The 19,319-nt window shown below is 67.5% G+C and carries 16 protein-coding genes and 1 pseudogene; 5 read left to right on the top strand and 12 right to left on the bottom strand.

Annotated elements, in window-relative coordinates; all coding sequences use genetic code 11:
• Window positions 1–30: 30 nt before the first annotated feature.
• Window positions 31–801 carry a DUF4349 domain-containing protein gene (locus ACE026_RS09670; RefSeq protein ID WP_486038835.1) on the bottom strand — a complete coding sequence of 257 codons (771 nt, stop codon included), beginning with the start codon at window positions 799–801 and terminating at the stop codon, window positions 31–33.
• A 156-nt stretch (window positions 802–957) separates the two neighbouring features.
• Here ACE026_RS09670 and ACE026_RS09665 point away from each other — a divergent pair, with 156 nt between their 5' ends.
• Complete coding sequence (locus tag ACE026_RS09665; protein WP_486038827.1) at window positions 958–2,766, top strand: DUF885 domain-containing protein; 1,809 nt, start codon at window positions 958–960, stop codon at window positions 2,764–2,766.
• Between the two features lie 85 nt (window positions 2,767–2,851).
• On the opposite strand, the gene smrA is transcribed toward ACE026_RS09665, so the two are convergent.
• Together smrA and ACE026_RS09655 are read right to left on the bottom strand one after the other, a co-directional pair.
• Complete coding sequence (smrA, locus tag ACE026_RS09660; RefSeq protein ID WP_486038826.1) at window positions 2,852–4,684, bottom strand: multidrug efflux ABC transporter SmrA; 1,833 nt, start codon at window positions 4,682–4,684, stop codon at window positions 2,852–2,854.
• An 89-nt stretch (window positions 4,685–4,773) separates the two neighbouring features.
• Window positions 4,774–6,351: a serine hydrolase gene (locus tag ACE026_RS09655; RefSeq protein WP_486038825.1), complete on the bottom strand. Its 1,578-nt coding sequence runs from the start codon at window positions 6,349–6,351 to the stop codon at window positions 4,774–4,776.
• A gap of 111 nt (window positions 6,352–6,462) precedes the next feature.
• Here ACE026_RS09655 and ACE026_RS09650 point away from each other — a divergent pair, with 111 nt between their 5' ends.
• Both ACE026_RS09650 and ACE026_RS09645 read left to right on the top strand, forming a co-directional pair.
• A complete protein-coding gene (locus ACE026_RS09650; RefSeq protein WP_486038824.1) occupies window positions 6,463–6,903 on the top strand; it encodes a VOC family protein in 441 nt (146 codons plus the stop codon).
• Window positions 6,900–7,718, top strand: coding sequence for a DUF72 domain-containing protein (locus ACE026_RS09645; RefSeq protein ID WP_486038823.1), 819 nt, complete (start codon window positions 6,900–6,902; stop codon window positions 7,716–7,718). The genes ACE026_RS09650 and ACE026_RS09645 overlap by 4 nt, the downstream gene beginning before the upstream one ends.
• A 4-nt stretch (window positions 7,719–7,722) precedes the next feature.
• On the opposite strand, the gene ACE026_RS09640 is transcribed toward ACE026_RS09645, so the two are convergent.
• On the bottom strand, window positions 7,723–8,379 hold the full coding sequence (locus ACE026_RS09640) for a Pr6Pr family membrane protein (protein ID WP_486038822.1): 657 nt from the start codon (window positions 8,377–8,379) through the stop codon (window positions 7,723–7,725).
• Window positions 8,380–8,457: 78 nt separating this feature from the next.
• On the opposite strand from ACE026_RS09640, the gene ACE026_RS09635 reads away from it, so the two are divergent.
• Window positions 8,458–9,405 carry a DMT family transporter gene (locus ACE026_RS09635; RefSeq protein WP_123729696.1) on the top strand — a complete coding sequence of 316 codons (948 nt, stop codon included), beginning with the start codon at window positions 8,458–8,460 and terminating at the stop codon, window positions 9,403–9,405.
• Here ACE026_RS09635 and ACE026_RS09630 read toward each other — a convergent pair.
• The 5 genes and pseudogenes from ACE026_RS09630 to ACE026_RS09610 all read right to left on the bottom strand — a co-directional run.
• A pseudogene (locus ACE026_RS09630) lies at window positions 9,390–9,542 on the bottom strand (sensor domain-containing diguanylate cyclase); the annotation flags it as partial. The gene ACE026_RS09635 and the pseudogene ACE026_RS09630 overlap by 16 nt on opposite strands.
• 38 nt (window positions 9,543–9,580) lie before the next feature.
• Window positions 9,581–10,303: a pseudouridine synthase gene (locus ACE026_RS09625; RefSeq protein WP_019184431.1), complete on the bottom strand. Its 723-nt coding sequence runs from the start codon at window positions 10,301–10,303 to the stop codon at window positions 9,581–9,583.
• 56 nt (window positions 10,304–10,359) lie between these two features.
• Window positions 10,360–11,991, bottom strand: a complete 1,632-nt coding sequence (locus ACE026_RS09620) for a sensor domain-containing diguanylate cyclase (protein ID WP_486038821.1) — start codon at window positions 11,989–11,991, stop codon at window positions 10,360–10,362.
• A 102-nt stretch (window positions 11,992–12,093) separates the two neighbouring features.
• Window positions 12,094–14,523 (bottom strand): putative bifunctional diguanylate cyclase/phosphodiesterase, encoded by a 2,430-nt coding sequence (locus tag ACE026_RS09615; RefSeq protein ID WP_486038820.1) that lies wholly within the window; start codon window positions 14,521–14,523, stop codon window positions 12,094–12,096.
• Between the two features lie 174 nt (window positions 14,524–14,697).
• Window positions 14,698–16,641 carry a DEAD/DEAH box helicase gene (locus tag ACE026_RS09610; RefSeq protein ID WP_486038819.1) on the bottom strand — a complete coding sequence of 648 codons (1,944 nt, stop codon included), beginning with the start codon at window positions 16,639–16,641 and terminating at the stop codon, window positions 14,698–14,700.
• 267 nt (window positions 16,642–16,908) lie between these two features.
• Here ACE026_RS09610 and ACE026_RS09605 point away from each other — a divergent pair, with 267 nt between their 5' ends.
• A complete protein-coding gene (locus ACE026_RS09605) occupies window positions 16,909–17,139 on the top strand; it encodes an RNA-binding S4 domain-containing protein (RefSeq protein ID WP_019184435.1) in 231 nt (76 codons plus the stop codon).
• A 15-nt stretch (window positions 17,140–17,154) separates the two neighbouring features.
• Here the strand turns inward: ACE026_RS09605 and ubiM are convergent, their stop codons facing one another.
• From ubiM to ACE026_RS09590, 3 genes are all read right to left on the bottom strand, one after another.
• Window positions 17,155–18,339 (bottom strand): 5-demethoxyubiquinol-8 5-hydroxylase UbiM, encoded by a 1,185-nt coding sequence (gene ubiM, locus ACE026_RS09600; protein ID WP_486038818.1) that lies wholly within the window; start codon window positions 18,337–18,339, stop codon window positions 17,155–17,157.
• A gap of 88 nt (window positions 18,340–18,427) precedes the next feature.
• Window positions 18,428–18,817 (bottom strand): MAPEG family protein, encoded by a 390-nt coding sequence (locus ACE026_RS09595; RefSeq protein WP_486038817.1) that lies wholly within the window; start codon window positions 18,815–18,817, stop codon window positions 18,428–18,430.
• Between the two features lie 18 nt (window positions 18,818–18,835).
• On the bottom strand, window positions 18,836–19,319 hold a 484-nt coding region (locus ACE026_RS09590; protein WP_486038816.1), incomplete at its 5' end, for a DUF4019 domain-containing protein.

Genomic DNA, 19,319 nt, shown 5'->3' with positions numbered 1-19,319 from the left:
GCGCATCTGCGCGCGGCACGGCAGGCACGGTCAGCGTGCGGCCGCGGCGGCCTTGCGCCGCTTGCGACGGCGCCACAGCGCCACGACCACGGCACCGACCGCCCAGACCACCACGCCGACCGGCAGCAGCGCGGCGACCGCGCGGATCACGAAGGCGATGCTGGTGGTGAAGATCGAGCCGAACTCGCTGAACGCTTTGCCGATCTCGCTGCGGCTGCGCTGCCCGGCCGGGCCTTCGAAGTGCATCGTCACCAGCTGGGTGTCGATCCGCCGGCGTTGCTGTGCCGCGTCCTTGTTAGCCTGCTCCAGCCCCGCCTCGATCTCCGCCATGCGCTGCGAGACCGCCAACAGATCGGCGACCTTCATGTCACTGCGCTGCTGATACGCCTGCAGCTGCGCGTGTTCTTTCTGCAACCGCGTCTGGGTCAGCGCGGTATCGGCTACCTGCTGGGCCAGATCTTCGGCATGCGTGTTGCGCGAGGCCACATCGCCGCCTTCACCGGCCAGGGCGATGATCGGTTCCACGCCCTTGGGCGCGATGCGCACGCGGATCGAGCCGGAGCGGGTCTCACCGCCCTCCTCGCCGACCTGCAACACGGCGCAGTCGCCAAACCGGTTGCTCTGGCAGGCCTCGGAGACGGCCTTGACCCGCTCACTGATGCGCTTGGCATCGAGCTGGATGCGGATGTCGTGTTCATACGCCAGGAACGCGCCTTCCGGTGAGGCCACGGCCCCGGCGGCCGCATCGGCGGCGTAGTTCGGCCCGCTGCGGCCACAGGCCACCAGGCCCAACAACAGCATCCCTGCCAGCCCGGCGCGGGCTCGTCCTGTCCATCCAGTCACAGTGCGACTCCAGTCAATGCGGTGATCTTCACGGCGCATGGTAATCCAATGGCACGGGGACAACGGGGGCCATCGGCCCTATGCTCGGGGATTGTCCCCAGTACAGGAACACCGATGCGCCAGCATCTGCTTGCCCTCGCCCTGATCGCCGCCCTTGGTGGCTGCCAGCAGGCCGACTCCCCAACGCCCACCAGCGGCACCGAAGCGGCCACCCCGGCTGGCGATGCCGCGGTCGATGCGGCCTTCGCCGACCTGTCCAAGCGCGCCCTGGACACCTGGATGCAGCTCTCCCCGATCAGCGCCACGCAGATCGGCGATCACCGCTACGACAGCGAGATCGATGACCTGAGCGCGGCCGGCCAGCAGAAGGTGCTGAGCGCATACAAGGCACTGCTGGGCGATCTGGACAAGATCGACGTCAGCAAGCTCTCGCGCGAGAACCAGGTGGACGCGGCGATCCTGCGCAACCAGCTGCAGTCCGAAGTCTGGACCGCCGAAGTACTGCAGTCGCCCAAGTGGGACCCGCAGATGTACAACGGCATGGCCGGCAGCGCACTGTACGGCTTGATGGCGCGTGAGTTCGCCCCGCTGCCCGACCGCCTGAAGTCGGCGACCGCGCGCATGGAGAAGCTGCCGCAGATCTTCGCCCAGGCCCGCGAAAACCTGGACCCGGCCCGCGTGCCGAAGATCCATGCCGAAACCGTGGCCAAGCAGAACCGCGGCATCCTGAGCATCGTCGATACCTTCATCACCCCGCACATCGGTGAGTTGCCGGCCGAAGACGGCAAGCGCCTGCAGGCTGCGATCGAGGGCCTGAAGAAGGCCGTCGACGAACAGCAGACCTGGCTGGACAAGACTCTGGTGCCGAACGCCAAGGGTGACTTCCGCATCGGTGCGGAGCTGTACGACCAGAAGCTGAAGTTCGCGCTGAACTCCTCGCTCTCGCGCGCCGAGATCGGCGAGCGCGCGCGTGCCGAACTCAAGCGCGTGCGCCAGGACATGTACGGCATCGCGCAGACCGTGCTCAAGGACAAGCCAGGCGCCCCGGCGCTGCCGGCCAACCCGAGCGATGAGCAGCAGCAGGCCGCGATCGAAGCCGCGCTGGAGCTGGCCTATGCCGACAAGCCGGCCCGCGACAAGGTCGTTGAAGACGCCAAGGCCGCGCTGGAGCAGTCCACCGAATTCGTGCGCAAGCATGACCTGATGACCCTGCCCGATTCGCCGGTCGACATCATCCTGATGCCGGAATTCCAGCGTGGCGTGGCCGTGGCCTACTGCGATTCGCCGGGCCCGCTCGACAAGAACCTGAAGACCTTCTATGCGGTCTCGCCGATCCCGGACGACTGGACGGACAAGCAGGTTGATTCGTTCCTGCGCGAATACAACAGCCGCATGATCCACCTGCTGAGCATCCACGAGGGCACCCCGGGCCATTACCTGGAAGGTTGGCACTCGGGCAAGTTCCCCTCCACGCTGCGCGCGGTGCTGCGTTCGGGCCTGTTTGCCGAAGGCTGGGCGGTCTACACCGAGCGCATGATGCAGGAGCAGGGTTACCTGGACAACGATCCGCTCTTCCACCTGGTGCAGCTGAAGTTCTACCTGCGCACCATCTCCAACGCGATCCTGGATCAGGGCGTGCACGTGGACAACTGGACGCGTGAGCAGGCGATGCACCTGATGACCCACGATGCCTTCCAGCAGGAAAGCGAAGCGTCGGGCAAGTGGGTGCGTGCGCAGCTGACCTCCGCGCAGCTGCCGACCTACTTCGTCGGCGCGCAGGAACACTTCGATACCCGCAAGGCCGTGCAGGACAAGCAGGGCGCGAAGTTCAACCTGAAGGCCTACCACGACCAGATGCTGTCCTACGGCGCCCCGCCGGTGCGCTTCGCGCGCCAGCTGATGCTGGATCAGCCGATCGAGTAAGCACGGCCTCGTTCCTCGTCAGACAGGCAAACGGCCCGGGGTGACCCGGGCCGTTCTCTTTTCTGCGGGGCGGGCATGACGCGCCTTACGCGTCGGCAGCCACGAAGCCCCCGGTCTGCCGCGCCCACAGCCGCGCATACAACCCACCGGCCGCGATCAGCTCGGTGTGCGTGCCGGTTTCCACGATGCGGCCCTGATCCATCACCACCAGCCGGTCCATGCGCGCGATGGTGGACAGGCGGTGCGCGATCGCGATCACCGTCTTGCCGGTCATCAATTCATCCAGGTTGTCCTGGATCGCCGCTTCCACTTCCGAATCCAGCGCCGATGTTGCTTCGTCCAGCACCAGGATCGGGGCATCCTTGAGCAGCACCCGCGCGATCGCGATGCGCTGGCGTTGGCCACCGGACAGCTTCACCCCGCGCTCGCCGACATGCGCATCGTAACCACGGCGCCCTTCCCCATCGACCAGCGTATCGATGAAGGCCGAGGCGCGTGCTTTGGCCACGGCGGCATGCAGCTGCTCCTCGGTTGCATCCGGACGCCCGTACAGCAGGTTGTCGCGGATCGAGCGGTGCAGCAGCGAGGTGTCCTGGGTGACCACGCCGATCTGCCGGCGCAGGCTTTCCTGGGTGACCCCGGCGATGTCCTGGCCGTCGATGCGGATCTGCCCGCTTTCCAGGTCGTACAGCCGCAGCAGCACGTTGACCAGGGTCGACTTGCCGGCACCCGAGGGACCCACCAGGCCGATCTTCTCACCGGGCTTCACCTGCAGGTCCAACCCGGCGATCACGCCACCGCGTTTGCCGTAATGGAAATGGATGTGATCGAAATGCACGCCGCCCTGGCTGACCACCAACGGCACGGCATCGGTACGGTCCTGCACCGTCAGCGGCTGGGAGATGGTGGTGATGCCATCCTGCACCGTGCCGATATCTTCGAAGATGCCGTTGATGGTCCACATGATCCAGCCGGACATGTTGTGGATGCGGATCACCAGGCCGGTGGCCAGCGTGATCGCACCGACGGTGATGTGGCCGCCGTTCCACAGCCACAGCGCCAGGCCGCAGGTGCCCACGATCAGGAAGCCGTTGACGATGGCGATGGTGACTTCCAGCCCGGTGGTGACCCGGGTCTGGCCGCGGTGTTTGGTGGCCAGTTCGTCGATTGCCTCGGCCACGTAGGCCTGCTCGCGCCCGCCATGGGCGAACAGCTTCAGCGTGGGCACGTTGGTGTAACCATCCACGATGCGGCCCATTGCTTTGGAGCGTGCTTCGGAGGCGATCCACGCGCGCTCTTTGGCCCGCGGCACGAAGTACCACATGATCACCGCGTAACCGGCCATCCACAGCCCCAGCGGGATCATCAGCCGCCAGTCTGCCTGCGCGAACAGGTACAGCGCAGTGCCGGTGTAGACGATGATGTACCAGAGCGAATCGACCATCTGCACGGCGGACTCGCGCAGCGAGGTGCCGGTCTGCATGACCCGGTTGGCCATGCTGCCGGCGAAATCGTTCTGGAAGAAGCTCAGGCTCTGCCGCACCACATAGTTGTGCATCAACCAGCGCGAGCGGTTGCTCAGCCCCGGCACGATCGCCTGGTTCACCAGCAGGCTGTGCAACGACACCAGCAGCGGCCGCGCGATCAGGGTGATGCCGGCCATCCACATCAATGTGTTGGCATGCCGCGCAAAGAAACCACTGCCAGGCTGCTCGGCGACCATGTCCACGATGCGGCCAAGGAAGTCGAACATCGCCACTTCGACCAGCGCCAACAGCAGGCCCGCAATCAGCGTGGCCAGCAACACCGGCCACACCGGGCGCAGGTAGTGGATATAGAACGGCACCACCTTGCGCGGTGGCATGCGCGCATCGATCGGCGGGAAAACCGGAATCAGCGATTCGAACCAGCGGAACATCGCAGTGCACCGAAAACAAAACAGGCCGCGATTATCCCACCGCGGCCTGCTGTTTTACTCTCACCTCCATCACACGCCGGCGACGGGGTTCAGCCCTTGGCCTCCGGCGCGATCGGTGTCAGCAGCAGGTCCTGGAAATCGAAACTGAAATCGGTCAGCGAGGACGCCGCCTGCAGGCGGACCTCACGGACCTTGCCGTCCGGATCGAGACTGAAGTTCACGAAGGCATCGGCGTTGAGTGACCGGTCGTCCCAGCGCACCAGGAAGGTATCGTGCTGCCAATGCTCCAGCGTGCCGATCAACTGCGCGGTCTTGCCGAAGCGCAGGCGCAGCTTGCCGCCCTGCTGCTCAACGAATACATCGCCGTACCACGCGTCGCGGTAGCCCCCTGTGTAGCGCGCCAGCGGCAGCGACGGCTTGGATCCCGCATCACGTGCGGCCTGGTGCTTGGCCCAGCCCTCGTCCGCCTTTTCCTGCGATTTGGCCACGGCGGCCGCATAGGCGGCGACCCAGTCGGTGGCCGGTGCCTGCAGATAGGCATCCAGCGCTTCCATCGTGATCGCGTTGAAGGCCGCGCCCACTTCCTGGTTGGTGAGCACCACGATGCCCAGCTTGTGCTCCGGCACCAGGGTCACGCGCGAGACCATGCCCGGCCAGCCGCCGGTATGCCAGACCAGTTTCTGGCCCCGGTAATCGCTCAGGCTCCAGCCCTCACCATAGCCGGCGAAGTTCGGCCGTGCCGCCGCCAGCTGCGGCACGCTCGGTTCGGGCACGACCTGAGGCGTAATCATCTGCCACATCGCCTGCTGGGTCTTGGCGGTGAACAGCGGCTGCCCGTTCTCCAGCGTGCCCTGGGCCAGCTGCACGTTCATCCAGCGTGCCATGTCGTGCACGCTGGAATAAATGCCGCCGGCGCCGGCATTGTTGGACCAGGTCAGCGGCGCGACGGTGCGCAACTGGCTGAAATCGTACTTGGCGTGACCGACCGCGGCGTTGTCGCCAGGCTGGAGGTGATCGGCGTTGTAGCGGGTGCCTTGCATGCCCACCGGGGTGAAGATGTGCTGCTGCAGGAAGTCCGCATAGGTCTGCCCGGATACCTGTTCGATCACCTGCTGGGCGACCGCGTAGAGAATGTTGTCGTAGGCATAGCGATCACGGAAGCCAGCCTTCAACGGCACCTTGCCCAGCCGCTGCACCACCTCTTTGTTGCTGTAGGAGGTGGTCGGCCAGAACAGCAGGTCGCCCGCCCCCAGGCTCAGGCCACTACGGTGCGACAGCAGATCGCGGATGCGCATTTCGCCGGTTACGTACGGATCGGACATGCGGAAGCCGGGCAGATGATCGATCACGCGATCGTCCATCTTCAGCTTGCCCTGCTCGGCCAGCAGATTCAGCGAAGTGGCGGTGAACGCCTTGGTATTGGAGGCGATCGCGAACAGCGTATCGGCCTGGACCGGGTCCGGCTTGCCCAGCTCGCGCACCCCGTAGCCGCGCTCCATCACTACCTTGCCATCCTTGACCACCGCCACGGCGATGCCGGGGATGTCGAACTCGGTGCGGGCGCGTTCGATGGTGGCGTCCAGCCGCTGCAGTTCGGCCGGCACGGCGGCCGATGCCAAGGGTGCGCATGCGAGCAGCACGGCGCCTCCGATCCAGGATGTATTCAAGCAGTGTCTCCGGTTGCGTGTGGCGGGGGCGTCGAGGGTGTCGATGCCCCGGTTTCGCACGATGGTAACGCGGCCCGGATCAGGCTCGCCTGTGCCAGAAGGAGGCCCGCCATGACCGCGCCCGCCGAGACCACCGCCACGATCATTCCCTGCCTGCGCTACCGCGATGCACACGCCGCGATTGCGTGGCTGCAGCGTGCATTCGGCTTCCAGAAACAGGCGGTGTATGCCGATGGCGATATCGTCCACCATGCCCAGCTGGTCTACGGCAACGGCATGATCATGCTGGGCTCGGCCGACAACGCCAGCGAGTGGGGCCGCTACAGCGTCCACCCCGACGAGGTCGGCGGTCGGCAGACCCAGAGCGCCTGTGTGATCGTGGCCGATCCGGATGCGCACCATGCGCGCGCCGTCGCCGCCGGCGCGCAGATCGTGATCGACATCGCCGACCAGCCGTACGGCGGCCGCGGCTATGCCTGCCGCGATCTGGAAGGTTACCTGTGGTGGTTCGGCAGCTACGACCCGTGGGCCGACCATGCGGGCGGCGCATGAGCACACCACCCGGCACCATCCGCACCGGCATCGGCGGCTGGGTCTTCCCGGCATGGCGCGGCGGCACGTTCTATCCGGCCGGGCTGCCGCAACGCGAAGAACTGGCCTACGCCAGCCAACAGCTGGGCTGCATCGAGATCAACAGCACGTTCTACCGTGCGCAGAAGCCGGCCATCTATGCCCAGTGGCGCGAGCAGACGCCCGAAGGCTTCCGCTTCTCGGCCAAGGCGCCGCGCACGATCACCCAGACCCATGACCTGACCACGGTAGGCGAACGTGCCGAGCGTTTCATCGATGGCATCCGCGTCCTGGAGGACCGGCTGGGGCCATTGATCTGGCAGTTCGGCGACAGCCATCCCGCCGGTGCGGCCGAATTCGAGCAGTTCTTGGGCATGCTCCCGCGCAGGATCGACGGTCGCCTTCTGCAGCATGCACTGGAGGTACGCAACCCGGCCGCATGGACGCCGGCGCTGTTGGCCGCTGCCCGCGCCCACGGTGCAGCGCTGGTATTCAGTGGCTCGGATGAGTACCCCAGTTTCGCCGACCCGACGGCGGGGTTCACCTATGCGCGGCTGATGCGCTCACGCGCCAATCTGCGCGCCGGCTACCCGGCCAGGGCCATGGAGCAATGGTGCCTGCGTGCGATGCGCTGGGCCCGCGGCGAAGACAATCCGGACCTTCCCCACCTTGCTGCCGAACTCCCAACGCAGCCACCGCGCGAGGTGTATGTGCTGTTCATCGGTGCGGCCAAACAGCGCAACCCGGGCGCGGCGATGGCCCTGCGCGATCAGCTGCAGCTGCTTGGCGGCAGCTGATGCGTCAGCGGTTGCGGCGGCGCGCCGCCAAGGCGCCATCCAGCCACCACAGCAGCGCACCGCACACCACGAATACCACCGCCACGGACAGCGCATTGCGCGCGACCACCGCGATGCCCAGCGCGCCCAGGTCCAGGAAGGGATACGGGTACTGCCCACTGAGCCGCCCGACCAGCAGGGCCCAGCCGAGGTAGACCGTCGGGAACGCCAGTGTGCTGAGCAACCCACGCCGATGCAGGCCGCCATGCGGTCCGGCCAGCCAGCCAAGCAGATACAGCACCGGCACCCCGTAATGCAGACCGGTATCGGCCCACCACTGTGCGCCCTGGGGATGCCATAACGGGCGCAGGATGATGACGTAGATCAACCCGGTGATGCCGATGAACAGCGCCACGGCCGCGCGCGGGACCGGGCCGGCCAGCCCTTCACGGCGGCCGCGGGCCAATGCCAGGCAGACCGCGGCGACGCCGATGTTGCTCAGGATGGTGAAGTAGCCCAGGTAGCGCAGCGTCGCGTCCGCAGCACCCAGGCCCGGTGTGCGCAGCAGCAGGTGGTACTGCAGCAGCAGTGCCGCCACGGCGATCGCTGCGGTGAAGCCGGCCAGGGCACGCAGGGCGTGCGGCAGTTCGGTGGGGACAGAGGCGATAGGCAGGTGCGTCATCGCCGCAGAATGCCATGACCTCGCGCTGGATCGCGCGGAGGGCATCCTTCGCGGCGCGGCTTGTCGCACAATAGCCGGATGCCGATGACCGATACCCGCAGAGCCCTGCTGCAAATCCATTTCTGTGTGCTGCTGTGGGGCGTCACCGCCATCCTTGGCAAGCTGATCACCCTGCCCGCGCTGCCGCTGGTGTGGTGGCGCATGTTGCTGGTGGTGGCGATGCTGGCCTTGGTGCCGCGCGTGTGGCGCGGGCTGCGCCAGCTGTCCCCGCGATTGGTGGCCGGCTACTGCGGTGTTGGCGCGCTGGTCGCGCTGCACTGGCTCACGTTCTATGGCGCGGTGAAGCTGGCCAATGCCTCGGTGGCGGCGACCTGCATCGCGCTGGCGCCGGTGTTCACCGCGGTGATCGAACCGTGGGTGGCCAAGCGCCCCTTCCAGTTCCGTGAGCTGGCCTTCGGGATCCTGGTCCTGCCGGGCGTCGCGCTGGTGGTGGGCGGGGTGCCCGACGGCATGCGCCTGGGCGTTCTGATCGGCGCGCTGTCGGCGCTGCTGGTGGCAATCTTCGGCTCACTCAACAAGCGCCTGGTCAGCCATGCCGACCCGCTCACCGTGACCGCGCTGGAACTCGGCGCGGGCACGCTCACCCTGACCCTGCTGGCGCCGGTACTGCCCTTCCTGCTGCCCGCCCTGGCCAGCGACCTGTGGGTGATCCCGGACCTGCACGACGGCCTGCTGCTGTTGGCGCTGGCCGGGCTGTGCACGCTGCTGCCGTTCGCGCTCGCGCTGGTCGCCCTGCGCCACATCAGCGCCTACACCTCGCAGCTGGTGACCAATCTTGAGCCGGTCTACGCGATCCTGCTGGCGATGGTGCTGCTCAGCGAGCAACGCGAACTGACCCCGCTGTTCTATGCCGGCGTGGCGATCATCGTCGGGGCGGTGTTCCTGCACCCGCTGCTCAACCGCCGGCGGAAGGTGCAGCACCCGGAACTGATGGCGACGTCCGAGGCACGCAACATCGCCGATTGAGCGGGCGTACCGCACAGCGCGGTAGCGATCGTGACCAGATCATCGAAGGACCGCTCGCGCGGCGTATCCAGGATCTGATGCCGCTGCAGCGCCAGCAGGCGCTGTGCTTCGTTGTCCGGCTTGGACGGCTGGATCATCGTGGCAGGGGTACGGCGTCACGGCGTGACGCACAGCATCACCAGTCCAGCTGTTTGGGCAGCAGGCCTTTGAGCTCGGCATCGGTGAGGTTGCGCCACTGCCCCGGCTTGAGCGCACCGAGTTTGATGTTGTCGATGCGCACGCGGCGCAGCTGGGTGACCCGGAAGCCGAACGCGGCCGCCATCAGGCGGATCTGCCGGTTCAAGCCCTGCTGCAGCGTGATCCGGAACCCGAACTTGGCCAGCTTGCTGGTCCGGCACGGCAGCGTGACCTCATCGCGGATGCGCACGCCGCGGGCCATGCCACGCAGGAACTCATCGGTGACGGCCTTGTTGACCGCGACCATGTATTCCTTCTGGTGCCCGTTCTCGGCGCGCAGGATCTGGTTGACGATGTTGCCGTTGCTGGTCAGCAGGATCAGGCCTTCGGAATCCTTGTCCAGGCGGCCGATCGGGAAGATGCGCTGTTCGTGGCCGACGAACTCCACGATGTTGCCCTTGACCGAACTTTCGGTGGTGCAGGTGATGCCCACCGGCTTGTTCAGCGCGATATAGACATGCTTGCGGCCGCCGGCCTTCTTCGCCTCGCGCGCGCGCAGCGGCTGGCCGTCGACCAGCACCACGTCCTGTTCGCCCACCACCGCACCGGTACCGGCCGGATGGCCATTGACGGTGACGCGGCGTTCGCCGATCAGGCGGTCGGCTTCGCGCCGGGAACAGAAGCCGGTGTCGGCGATATGCTTGTTGAGTCGGGTTGTCATCGGCCCATTATCGGGCAAAAGGCGGCCGCTGCTGCGTTTTTCCGCGTGCCGGCGGTTCAGGCCGGCAGCGGATCGCCGGCGGTCGTGGTGCGCTCGCCGTCATGGATCTGGTTGCGACCGTTGCGCTTGGCGCAATACATGGCGTGGTCGGCCCGGCGCAGCAGCCCGGCCAGGTCGTCGCTGCCCGGCTTGAGTACGGCCAGGCCAATGCTGGCCGAGACCGTCAGACCGGGAATGCCGAGTGTCTGGGTGACGGCCGCCACCTGCTGGCGCACCGTCTCCAGCCGCGCCACCGCGGCGGCATGACCGGCGCCGGGCAGCAGCACCAGGAATTCTTCACCGCCCATCCGGATCACATCGTCGTGATTGCGCACCGACCCACGCAGCGCGCGCGCCACCGCGACCAGGACCTGATCGCCGGCTTCGTGGCCGAACTGATCGTTGATGTCCTTGAACAGATCGATATCCAGGAAGCCGATCGCCAGTGCATGCGGTTCCTGGCGCGCCCGTTCCAGGTATTCGGCGAGCAGGCGCAGACCGGCGCGGCGATTGGGCAGGCCGGTCAGCATGTCGGTATCGGCGAGCTGGCGCATCTCATCGCGCTGGCGGCGCAGCCGGCCCAGCCGCAGGTTCAGGGCATAGGCGGCCATCATCAGGAACCAGGTCGCCGACAGCTGCAATGCTTCGATCCGATACGCCACCAGCCACTGCGCATCCAGCGCATCGGCCCCGATCATGATCCACCAGGGGGCCAACGCGGCCAGCCCCGGCAGTGCATGCGCATCGCGCTGCCACAGCCCCCACAGGCCTGCGCCGAGACACAGCGTGCAGACCCCCAGGAAACTCCACTCCAGCACGAGCGCCACGATGCCCAGCCCGGCCAGCCCCCACAGCGGCACGCTCAGGCCGAGCGCGATCAGCCCCCAGAGCACGAGGTGCTGCGCCGGGCGCGAGCGTGGCCACCGCCGGTCGCCGCCACTGAGCCGCCACAGGATCGGCAGCAGCAGCGCCTGGCTGAAGGCGGTGAGTGCGATCAGCCACCAGGAGGCACGGTCCTGCACCGGCAGCCACGGCTCGGGATAGCCACTCAGCCCGCCGAGGACCGCCTGCCAGAGCACGAACACCAGACAGGCGCCGACATACACCAGGAACGAGCGGTCGCGGGTGGTGGCCCAGCCCATCAGCGCCGACAGCGCCAGGGCGATCGCCACCGCGATGCAGGCCGCGCGCATCAGCAACCGGGCGGTGTCGTTCTGCTGCACCGGGCTGGGCGCGCCGAGCTGGATGGTCGGCACCCAACGGTCCTTCAGCGGGCGGCTCCAGGACACCACGATCGGTTCGTGATCGCCGGCCTCGGGCACCACCACCAGCCCGACCCCCGCCCGGAAGCGCGAATCGCGGGTCCGCGCATCGTGCATGCTGCCGCAGATCTCGCGGTCGCCATGGCTGATGCGGACCTCGCCGGTGAGCACGCCGAACACATCCACGGCCTGGGGCTTGCCCGACCAGCCGGCGGCCGGCGCCGGAATCGACAGCACTTCCTGGTGGCGTGCCAGCACATCCGGCGTACAGGCGCGCTGCGGCGTCACCTCATCGGTGGCCCCACCCAGCAACAGGAAATCCTGCCCCACGCGCGGCGCGGCCTGCAGGCTCCAGGGCAACAGCCACAGCAGCAGCGCAAGCGCCATCCACCCGATTGAATACCCGCCCCCGTTGCTCACACCTGCGCCCTGCCCGCCCGTGTTCGTCCGCGCACACCGTGTCCGCAACCGTCGGCGGCGATTATCGCATCATGGCATGCCCCGCCAGGCCTCGGACGCGCGCCCCGCGCCTACCGGCCGTATCGCCAACTGCGTCATCCTTTCCAGCGGAATCGGCCGTTCGATCGCATACCCCTGCAGGCCCTCCACGCCCATCTGCGCCAGCTGATCGGCGACCACCGCCGATTCCACCCATTCGGCCACCACCATCATGTGCAGCTCGCGGCCGACCTCGGTGATCGCCCGCACGGCGGCACGGTTGACCGGATCCAGGTTCATGTCGCGCACGAACACGCCGTCGATCTTGAGCATGTCCGCCGGCAGTTGCCGCAGGTAGCCGAACGAGGACAGCCCCGAGCCGAAATCATCCAGCGCCATGCGGCAGCCACGCGCTTTCACCGCGTCGATGAAGGCGCGCGCCTGGTCCAGGTTGCTGACCGCCGCGGTCTCGGTGATTTCAAAGCACAGCTTGCGCGCCAGGCCGCGGTTGCGTTCGAGCAGATCGGTGACGAAGGCCAGGAAGCTCGGCTCGGCGATCGACTGCGCGGACACGTTGACGTTGCACAGGCCCAGCTGCTGCACATGGCTCGGGCACACCTGCAGGTGCCGGAACAGCAGCGACAGCACATGCCGGTCCAGTGCCATGCCCATGCCGTATCGCTCCACCGCGCCCATGAACTCGGCCGGCCCCTGCAACGCGCCTTCCGGGCTGCGCATGCGCACCAGCACTTCGTAATGCAGGAACTCCGGATCGCCGACCCGCTCGATACGCTGGGCATACAACAGCATGCGGTTCTCGGCCATCGCGCTGGAGACATTGGCCAACCGCTCCGCTTCGCGCCGCCGCTCATCCAGTGCCATGCGGCTCTCGTTGAAGCAGTGCACCCGGTTGCGACCGGCCTCCTTGGCGGCATAGCACGCGCTGTCGGCCGCGCTCATCAACCAGTTCACATCCGGCGCCTCCGGGCTGATCTCAACCACCCCGATGCTGCAGCTGACCCGGGGTGCGCCGTCGCCCTGCTGGATGCTGACCTGACCGAGCGTGCGCACCACCCGCTGCAGCACCTGCTTGGCTTCATCCTGCCCGGCATTGGCCAGGAACAAGGCGAACTCATCGCCCCCCAGGCGGCCGACCCAGTCGCCATCGCGCACCGCCCCCACCAGGTAATCGGCGAAGCTGCGCAACAGCTGATCACCGGCAGCATGGCCGAGCCCGTCGTTGACCAGCTTGAAGTAGTCCAGATCGATGTAGCACAGCGAGTGGGTGCCGCCCTCGGCCCGTACCGCCACCAGCGCCTGTTCGAGCAGCCGCTCGATCTCGCGGCGGTTGATCAGCCCGGTCAGCGGGTCGTGACTGGCGTGGTGTTCCACTTCGCGTGCCAGGGCATGGTTCTGCGAAACATCTTCCACCAGCGCGAACACCGCCGGCGCCCGCGCCCGGGTGTGCACCACGGTACCGCTCCAGCGCCCCCACATCAGGCTGCCGTCAGCGCGCAGGAAACGCAGCTCGCCCGGGCGCAACTGGCGCGGCCAGTCGATCCGGCCGCGCTCGTCCAGGACCAGCTCGCCCTCCACCAGCAGATCGGCCAGCGACAGACTGAGCAGGGCCTCGCGGCGCTGGCCCAGGATATCGGCCATTGCCTGGTTGGCCTCCATGATGCCGCCGTCCTCATCCAGCTTGAGCATGCCCACTGTCGCCTGGTAGAACGCGGCGCGGAAGCGGCTCTCCTGTTCGGTCAGGTCATTGCGCACGCGTCGCGCCAGCAGCACTGCGACCAGCGTGATCGCCAGCACCGACAGCCCGCCGACGATGAAGGTCGTCATGCGCACCATCGCCGCGGTGTGCAGCAACGCGCTGGAGAACGCACGCGCCTGGTTCTGCATGCCCACATCCAGCGCCTGCACCCGGCGCAGCAGGGCCTGCTGCACCGCCGGTGTCAGTGAGCCGGCGGCATGCCCGGCCTGGACCCGGTCGGTGATGGCCACCAGTTGCAGCAGATCGTCATCGGTGTCGCGCCACAGGCGTACCGCATCGCGGAAATACGGCTGATCACGCAGGTAGCGATACGAGAGGATCAAACGGTTGATGTCGCCACGCGCGTTGCCGCCTTCAATGAAGCCCTGGCGTGCTGCGGCGATGTCCGGGTCGGCCTGCTCCAGGGCACGGCGGGCGGTGAGATCGCCCAGCGGCACCCGCAACGCCTGCCGGGTCGCGCCCAGGTCAACAGCATCACCCGAGGCGATGTACCGCGACAGCGCGTGAGTGGCCTGCTGCTGGCCACGCGACCAGTGGCTCTGGCCCATGATCCACGCCGTGGAGGCCGCCTGCAGCTCCTGGATCACCGCGGAAATCCCGACCAGGCCGATGGCCATGCCGGTCAACAACACGAAGCGCAGGGTCAGGCCCCGCATCGAATACGGTATCGCGGTGCCGCCACTCTCCCTGCGACCTCCAGCCATCGCCGATCCCCCCGGGGCTGCGGATGTGGAAACTCATTCCATTGGAGCATGGTCCAATCCGCAGGCTAGGGCCAGCACTGTTGAGACGGTGCGAAACCGGCGGACCGGGACGCGGAGGCCGGATACGACGACGCCAGCCCGGAGGCTGGCGTCGCGTTGATCACCCTGCGGCGATCAGAAGTTGCGCGGACCGCGCGGCTTGAAGCCGTCGCGACGCGGCGGGCGGTCGTTGCCGCCCGGGCCGCTGCGCGGGCCACCCGGACCACGCGGCTTGCCCTGGCCGAACTTCGGCTTGAACGGCGGACGCGCCGACGGGGTCAGGTCTTCACCCGGCTCGACCTTGCGCATCTGAAGCTGCTGGCCCGAGACCCACACCTTCTTCAGGTGGGTCAGCAGGTCCTGCGGCATTTCGGCCGGCAGGTCCAGCACCGAGAAGTCGTCATGGATGTCGATGCGGCCGATGAAACGGCTTTCCAGGCCGGCTTCGTTGGCGATCGCGCCGACGATGTTGCCCGGCTTCACGCCGTGGACATGGCCCACTTCGATGCGGAAGGTTTCCATGCCCGGCTCGGCGGCACCGCGCGGGGCGATGTCACGGCGCGGGGCGCGCTCGACGCCGCCTTCGCTGTTGCCGAAGTCGCCTTCCGGACGCGGCGGACGCGGGCCACGGTCGTCTTCACGGCGCGGACCACGCTCGAAGCGCGGCTCGAAACGGGCCGGACGCTCGCCACGGTCGTTGCTGCGCTCGTTGCGCTGATGCGGGGCACGCTCTTCACGGGCACCACGGACCGGCGGGGTCAGCAGGAACGGCGAATCGCCCTGCAGCAGCTTGGCCAGCGCGGCAGCGATCTCGATCGCCGGCACGTTCTTCTCGCCTTCCAGGCGCTGCAGCAGGTCGCGGTAGAACTCGGTGCCACCGGCATCGAGCACATCGCTGATGCGGCTCATGAACTTGGTGATGCGGGTGTCGTTGACCGCGTCCACGCTCGGCAGCTGCATCTCTTCGATGGGCTGGCGGGTGGCGCGCTCGATCGCACGCAGCATGCCCTTTTCGCGCGGTGTGGCGAACAGGATCGCATCACCGGTGCGGCCGGCACGGCCGGTACGGCCGATGCGGTGCACATAGCTTTCGGTGTCGTACGGGATGTCGTAGTTCAGCACGTGGCTGATGCGCTCCACGTCCAGACCGCGGGCGGCCACGTCGGTGGCAACCAGGATGTCCAGCTTGCCTTCCTTCAGCATGCCGATGGTGCGCTCGCGCTGGGCCTGCTGCATGTCGCCATTGATGGCGGCCGCAGCCAGGCCGCGTGCCTGGAGCTTCTCGGCCAGCTCTTCAGTGGCCGCCTTGGTACGCGAGAAGATGATCATCGCGTCGAACGGTTCCACTTCCAGGATGCGGGTCAGCGCGTCCAGCTTGTGCATGCCGCTCACCCACCAGTAACGCTGGCGGATGTTGGCCGAGGTCGTCGTCTTGCTGACGATGGTCACTTCGGCCGGGTTCTTCAGGTAGGTCTGCGCGATGCGGCGGATCTGCGACGGCATGGTGGCCGAGAACAGGGCCACCTGGCGGGTTTCCGGCAGCTTCTTCAGCACGGCTTCGACGTCGTCGATGAAGCCCATGCGCAGCATTTCATCGGCTTCGTCGAGCACCAGCGTCTTCAGCTCGGACAGGTCCAGGGTGCCGCGCTCGAGGTGATCGATCACGCGGCCCGGGGTGCCGACGATGACGTGCACGCCACGGCGCAGGGCCTGCAGCTGCTGGCCGTAAGGCTGGCCGCCGTAGACCGGCAGCACGCGGAAGCCGGGGATGCCGGAGGAATAGGTCTGGAACGCCTCGGCGACCTGGATGGCCAGTTCGCGGGTCGGTGCCAGCACCAGCACCTGCGGCTTGGTCTGGTTGAAATCGAGGTTGGACAGCACCGGCAGCGCGAAGGCGGCGGTCTTGCCGGTACCGGTCTGGGCCTGGCCCAGCACGTCACGGCCTTCCAGCATGGCCGGAATGGTGGCGGCCTGGATCGGCGAGGGGGTTTCGTAACCGACAGTGGCGACGGCCTGCATCACAGCGTCGGACAGGCCGAGATCTGCGAACAGCAGCGGCGCGGGGGATTCTTGGGACATGGGAAACTCCGAAACACCGCCGTTTTGGATGGCAGTGAGATAAAAAAGGGGGATGGTCCGCGCTTTGGGCGCCCTTTCTTATCGCGTGCCCTGGCGCTGCTCGGTCGGAGGAGAATTCACTCACTCAGGGGGCGATGATACCGCATCGTTCCTGAACAACGTATACAGAGTCCAGGATGGATGCCGTTGCGCCGCCTGCTGGCGCACAATACGCGCCCTTTCACGGCCCGGTCCCACGTCCGCGCCTCTTCCCAGGATACCCGCTCCATGCAGACCCTCGAATTTGAACTGGACCGCGACTACGTCGAGCTCAAGCAGCTGCTCAAGCTGGCCGACCTGGTCACCAGCGGCGGCGAGGCCAAGACCGTGATCGGCGACGGCCAGGTCCTGGTCGACGGCGAGGTCGAGCTGCGCAAGGCATGCAAGATCCGCGCGGGCCAGCAGGTGCAGTTCGCCGACACCGTCATTCACGTGATCGCCGACAGCGACGCGCCCTGATCGCCCCGACCGGACTCAGCGCAGTGTATCGCGCTGGGTCAGATGAGCGGTGATCAGCTGGCGGAACGGGGCCACCCCGTGCGCCAGCCGCAGTCCGGCCCTGCGCAGCAGCCGCGCCGGCAGACGGTCATCGGTGTACAGCGAAGCGATCGCATTGGTCGCCTCGTAAAGCGGCCGCGAGGCCAGCCGGTGCCCGCGCTCGTAGGCGGCCAGCACGGCGGGTGCGGCGATGTCGCGTCCCTGCCCTGCCGCCTTGCGCAGGAGCCCGGCCAGTCGATGCTGGCTCTGCAACCCCAGATTGAAGCCATGCGCGGTGACCGGATGCATGCCGACGGCGGCATCGCCGATCAACGCACAGCGATCGCCGGCGAACGCGTTGGCATACACCCCCACCAGGGGATACGCCACCGGCGTGGCCACCGGCCGCATCGCGCCCAGCCGATGCTCGAAGAAGCCACAGATGCTGCGGCCGAAGTCGGCCTCGTCCTGGGCCATCAAGGCCGCGATCTGACGCGGCGGCAGCGTGATGACGGCCGAGGCCTGGTCTCCATTGAGCGGCAGCAGGGCCATCGTCCGGCCATAGCCGAACCACTCCCAGGCGGTGTGCTGGTGCGGCACCTCGATCTGCATGCGGCAGACCAGCATCGATTTGCCGAAGTCACGCAGCTGCGCGCCGATCCCCAGCAGGCGGCGGGTGGAGGAGAAGCGGCTGTCGGCAGCGACCACCAGCCGCGCGGCCAGCTGGCGGCCATCGGCCAGGGTCACCACGCTGTGGGCCGGGCCCGGGCTGACGGCCGTGACACTGGCCTGGTCCAGAATCTCCAGACCGGCCTGGCCCTGCACGCTCTGCCAGGCGGCGCGACGGATCAGATGGTTTGGCACCAGCCAGCCCAGGTCGTCACCGGTGCGCTGGTCCGCGGCGAAGGTCAGCGCGAACGGCGAGCCGCCATCCATCACCTTGGCATCGCGCAGCGGGGAAATCTCGGCGGGATCCAGCTGCGCCCACAGGCCCAGCGATGCCAGGATCTGGCGGGAGGCATGGGTCAGCGCGATCTCACGGCCATCGAACGCGGCCTGCGCCAACGCGGCACGCGGCTGCTGTTCGATCAGGGTGACGCTCAGGCCGGTATCGGCCAGCGCGCGAGCGAAGCACAGCCCGGTCGGGCCCGCGCCCACCACCACCACATCCACTGACTGCATGATCCCATCCTGCCGTTACGTGTCCACCGCAGCTTAACGCCGCAGCGCCGGGCCGTCCTTGATCTGGATCAGCTGCGCCAGCGCGGGTTCACAGCAACGCCCACAGCAGCATCACGATGCCCAGCAGCGATACCAACCACACCAGGCTGCGCACATACGGCACCCCGGCGGCGTACAGCGGCAGATAGATCAGTCGCGCCCAGAAGTACAGCTGCACGGCCACGGCGCTCATCCCGTCCTGGCGCTGGGTCAGCACCACTGCCAGCACCGCGGCGGCGAAGAAGGGGAAGGTTTCCATGAAGTTGCTCTGCGCCCGCTGCAGGCGGCCAGCCAGCGGACTCGGCGCCGGCATCGGCTGATCGCGCGCCGACGCATTCCAGCCGATCCCGCGCTCGCGGGTGATCAACGTGGACGGCGCAAACACGTGCACGAGGCCGAGCAGCATCGACCACACCAGCATCTGGATCTCGATACTCATCTGTGCAGGCTCCGGCAATCAGGGGGTGGCGGCACGCACGCTGTAACCGGCCAGTCGCCAGATGCGGTCTTCATCGAACCGGAAGGAGACCAGTTCGCGCACCGGCTGGGCACTGTTGGCAAAGCGCGTGGGGAAACTGACGTTGATGTACAGGCCTTCGGGCACGGTCGCCCCGGCGGCGTACTTGACCCGGGTCACCACCGGCTGGCCGCGCGAGGCCAGCGCGCCAAGGCGCTGACGATCGGCGGTGAGCTGGCTGACGAAGGCCTGCTCGGTGACCGACTTCTTCGCCACGGCCGAAGCGCCTTTCCATGCCTCGCCGGCACGGTTGGCATCGACCAGCTTCGCAACCTGCACTGCAGCAGCGGTCATTTCCGCATCCTGCTTCTGCACCTGCGCCTGCTGCGCCGGGCTGAGTGCCGGGCGGGCGACAGGCGCGGCGGCAGGCGCGGGGCGCGCCGGGGCCGGTGCAGGCGTGGCCGGCGGCGGTGGCGCCTGGGCC

It is taken from the genome of Stenotrophomonas sp. AGC87, from assembly GCF_057333975.1.
The sequence above is the reverse complement of the archived record's forward strand: the minus strand, read 5'-3'. Positions and strand labels throughout refer to the sequence as shown.